Raw genomic sequence first — 4,051 nt, 5'->3', positions numbered from 1 at the left:
GCCATGGCGGGACGGGTTGCGGAGGGCGCCTGCGCGGCGGCCTGGGCGCCGATGAGCAGCGCGGCGGCGAGCGAGAGGCAGAGCGTGGAGCGGGTCATGAGCGTCAGCCTCCCGATCAGCCGCGGAACATCGACGTCGTCGCCGACATCATCTGGTCGGCGGCGGTGATGACCTTGGAGTTCATCTCATAGGCGCGCTGCGCCGCGATCAGCGAGGACAGCTCGGTCACCGCCTGGACGTTGCCTTCCTCGAGATAGTTCTGCTGCAGGGTGCCGAAGCCCTCGCCGCCGCCGAAGCCGTCGATCGGCTGGCCCGAGGCCGCCGTCTCGATGAAGAGGTTGTCGCCGATCGATTCCAGGCCGACCTTGTTGACGAAGCGCACGAGCTGGATCTGGCCGATCTGCTGTGGCGCCGTCTGGCCCGGCAGCATCACCTCGACCGCACCCTGCGCGTTGATGCTGACGCTGGTGGCGTTGTTGGGGATCGTGATGCCGGGCTCGACCTGGTAGCCGTCGCGGGTGACGAGCTGGCCTTGCGAATCGAGATCGAACGAGCCGTCGCGGGAATAGGTGGTGCGGCCATCGGGCATGCGGACACGGAAGAAGCCCTCGCCCCGGATCGCCAGATCGTACTGCTTCTCGGTCGGCGTCAGGTTGCCCTGCGTCATGACGCGGCCGGTCGAGACCGTCTTGACGCCCGAGCCGACGAAGGTGCCGGCGGGCACCTGCGTGTTCTGGTCGGAGGTGGCCGAGCCGGCGCGCCGGAAGTTCTCGTAGAGCAGGTCCTGGAAATGGACGCGCTGGCGCTTGTAGCCGGTGGTGCGGACGTTGGCGATGTTGTTGGAGATGACCTGGACGTTGAGTTCCTGGGCCATCATGCCGGTGGCGGCGGTCTGAAGGGCGCGCATGGCTTAAGGTTCCTGTCCCGGATCAGGCCTGCTGGTCGGCAAGGCGCGTAATCGCCTTGCTGCGCAGCTCGTCGGCCTTCGACAGCATGTTGGCGACACTCTGATAGGAGCGCTGGACCTCCATCAGGCGGGTCATCTCGAGCACGGCCTTGACGTTGGAGCGCTCGACGGCGCCGGGCTCGAGCCTCGCCTCGGGCCCCGCCGGCAGCGGCGCCGCCGTGGCCGAGAACAGGTTGGCCCCGTCGCTGGCCAGCGCCTGCGGATCGGCGAAGCGCACCATGCGCAGCTTGCCGCTCTGGCCCTGGTCGGTGGAGACCGTGCCGTCGGGCGCGATCCGCGGATTGCTGTCGGACGCGCCGAAGCTGATCGGTCCGCCATCGCCCAGCACCGGCTGGCCCGACTGCGTCACGAGCTGGCCCCGGGCGTTGATGTCGAGCGAGCCGGCGCGGGTGTAGCGGTCGCCGCCCGGCGTCTGCACGACCAGGAAGACATCGCCGCGCAGCGCCACGTCGAGCGGATTGCCGGTGCGCTCGACCGCGCCCTGCGACAGGTCGATCGGCGTGCCCTTGTCGACGACGAAGGAGAGGGGCTTGTCGGCCGGCTTGAAGCTGTCGGCGCTGGCCTTGGGCATGATGAATTCGTTGAAACGCGCCGAGCGCGTCTTGAAGCCGTTCGTGCTGACATTCGCCATGTTGTTGGCGATGACATCCAGCTCCCGCGCCAGAGCCATCTGGCGCGACAAGCCGACGAGAAGCGCGTTCTCCACGGCATGATCTCCCGATCGTCGTTCCGTGGCCGTTTCGACGCTCCCCAGCGCAGCGGCCACGGCTTCAGGGTCCGCAAGCGCCGTGCCAGCGTGGTTAACGCACCTAAGGCATTGTTATTGCAGGTCATTGATGATCGGAGACGCTGCATCCGACCCTGCAGACAGCGTCCGGCCGGCAAGATCGACCCGGCAGAATTTGCCCTCCTTAACGACGCGTTAACCGTGACTGTTCAGGGTGTTCGAGACGGTCCGCACCGACGTGCGGCCCTCGCGAATCCGGGGCAGGCAGGCGATGGCGAAGAAGCCCAAGACCGACGCGGACAGCGCGCCCGCAGAGGGCGCGGCCGAAGGCGGCGGCAAGAGCAAGAAGAAGCTGATCATGATCGTCGGCGGCGTCGTGCTACTGGCGGCGCTCGGCGGCGGCGGCTGGTTCTTCTTCCTGAAGAAGCCCTCCCCCGAGCAGATCGCCGCGGCGGAAGCGGCCGCGAGCGCCAAGAAGCCGGTCGCGTTCATCGAGATGAAGGACATGATCATCGGCATCACCGGCGGGCCGCAGCAGGAGCGCCAGCCGATGATCAAGATCAAGGTCGTGCTGGAGACCGCGGACGCCAAGATCTCCGACGAGATCAAGCCGCTCCTGCCGCGCGTCGAGGACGCCTTCCAAGTCTTCATGCGCGAATTGCGGCCCTCCGATCTCGAAGGCTCGGCCGGCATGTACCGCCTGAAGGAAGAACTGCTGCGCCGCGTCAACGTCACGGTCTTCCCGGCCAAGATCGACGCGGTGCTGTTCAAGGAACTGCTGATCCAGTGACCCGGCAGCGTGAAGCCAGAGGTCCGATGACGGAAGCGACGACAGTCCCATGAGCACGAACGATCGCGACAATGCCGGCGCGCCCCCCAAGGACGAGCCCCTGAGCCCGGAAGGGATGGCGGCCGAATGGGCCACCATGCCCGACATCGTCGAGGACGAAGGCGAATCGGAAGGCGGTACGGACCGCCTGATGAGCCAGGACGAAATCGACACGATGCTCGGTTTCTCGCTCGGCGACGACAAGAGCGAGCGCAACGGCATCCAGGCGATCGTCGACTCCGGCTCGGTCTCCTATGAACGCCTGCCGATGCTCGAGATCATCTTCGAGCGTCTCGTGCGCCTGCTCACCACCAGCCTGCGCAACTTCTTCACCGACAACGTCGAGGTCACGTTGGAGAGCATCCGCTCGGTGCGCTTCGGCGACTATGTCAACTCGATCTCGCAGCCCGCGATGCTCTCGGTCTTCAAGGCCGAGGAATGGGACAATTTCGGCCTGGTCACGATCGAATCGGCCCTGATGTATTCGATCATGGACACGATGTTCGGCGGCAAGCGCGGCCAGCCTGCGCCGCGTGTCGACGGGCGGCCCTTCACCTCGATCGAGATCCGGCTGATCCGCCGGGTCATCACGCTGATCCTCGGCGACGCCGAAGCCGCCTTCAAGCCGCTTTCGCCGGTGAATTTCACCATCGACCGCATCGAGTCCAATCCGCGCTTCGTCGCGATCTCGCGCCCCGCCAATGCCGCCATCCGCGTCGAACTGAAGTTCGACATGGAAGGCCGCGGCGGCGCTCTCCACATCGTCCTGCCCTATGCCACCATCGAGCCGATCCGCGATCTGCTGCTCGAAAGCTTCATGGGTGAGAAGCTCGGGCGCGATCCGATCTGGGAAAACCATCTCGCGACCGAGGTCTGGCAGACCGAGGTGCCGGTCACCTGCGTGCTGCACGAGGCGCAGATGCCGCTGAAGCGGATGATGAAGCTCGAGATCGGCGACACGCTGATGTTCGATGCCCGCCCCGATTCCTTCGTCTCCCTGCGCTGCGGCGATTTCGTCGTGACCGACGGCCGCATCGGGCGGGTCGACGACAAGATCGCGGTGCAGGTCGTCACCCCGCTGCGGCGCTCCAAGACGACCATCGCCGCCTTCGACAGCAACCAGCACGGCCAGAACTCCTGACAGGCGAATCCAGATGACGATCACCCTCATCGCCGACGTGCTGGTCGCCAGCCTCCTCGTCGCCACCATCATCACCTGCTACGTCCTGACCAAGCGCATCGAGCGCCTGAAGGCCGACGAGGCCGGCATGCGCCAGACCGTCGGCGCCCTGATCGCCGCCACCGACACCGCCGAGCGCGCTATCGCCGGGCTCAAGAACACGCTCGGCGACTGCGACCGCACGCTGGCCGAGCGGCTGCAGACGGCCGAGCGCTATGCCGCCGACCTCGCCGCCCAGATCGAGGCCGGCCAGGTCGTGATGGACCGGATCGGCCAGATCGTCGGCGCCGCGGCGCTGGTGTCGCCGAAGGCCGCCGAAGCCCCCGCCCCCGCCGAGCCGGCTCCGAT

General features: G+C 66.8%; 5 protein-coding genes. 3 read left to right on the top strand and 2 right to left on the bottom strand.

Annotation, left to right across the window (positions count from 1 at the left end):
* Positions 1-115: 115 nt before the first annotated feature.
* Entirely contained in the window at positions 116-907 is a 792-nt protein-coding gene (gene flgG / locus Q8M82_RS23385) for a flagellar basal-body rod protein FlgG (protein WP_305693690.1), read from the bottom strand.
* Between the two features lie 22 nt (positions 908-929).
* Positions 930-1,673 (bottom strand): flagellar basal-body rod protein FlgF, encoded by a 744-nt coding sequence (gene flgF, locus Q8M82_RS23380; protein ID WP_305693689.1) that lies wholly within the window; start codon positions 1,671-1,673, stop codon positions 930-932.
* A gap of 292 nt (positions 1,674-1,965) precedes the next feature.
* Here flgF and fliL point away from each other — a divergent pair, with 292 nt between their 5' ends.
* The 3 genes from fliL to Q8M82_RS23365 form a co-directional block, all read left to right on the top strand.
* Positions 1,966-2,484, top strand: a complete 519-nt coding sequence (gene fliL / locus Q8M82_RS23375) for a flagellar basal body-associated protein FliL (RefSeq protein ID WP_305693688.1) — start codon at positions 1,966-1,968, stop codon at positions 2,482-2,484.
* Between the two features lie 49 nt (positions 2,485-2,533).
* On the top strand, positions 2,534-3,664 hold the full coding sequence (gene fliM, locus Q8M82_RS23370; RefSeq protein WP_305693687.1) for a flagellar motor switch protein FliM: 1,131 nt from the start codon (positions 2,534-2,536) through the stop codon (positions 3,662-3,664).
* Between the two features lie 13 nt (positions 3,665-3,677).
* Positions 3,678-4,051: DUF6468 domain-containing protein (locus Q8M82_RS23365; RefSeq protein WP_305693686.1), on the top strand; the 374-nt coding region annotated here is incomplete at its 3' end.

It is taken from the genome of Allobosea sp. (assembly GCF_030694325.1).
GTDB lineage: Bacteria > Pseudomonadota > Alphaproteobacteria > Rhizobiales > Beijerinckiaceae > Allobosea.
Note: the sequence above shows the minus strand (reverse complement) of the source record. Positions and strands in the feature narration are given on the sequence as shown.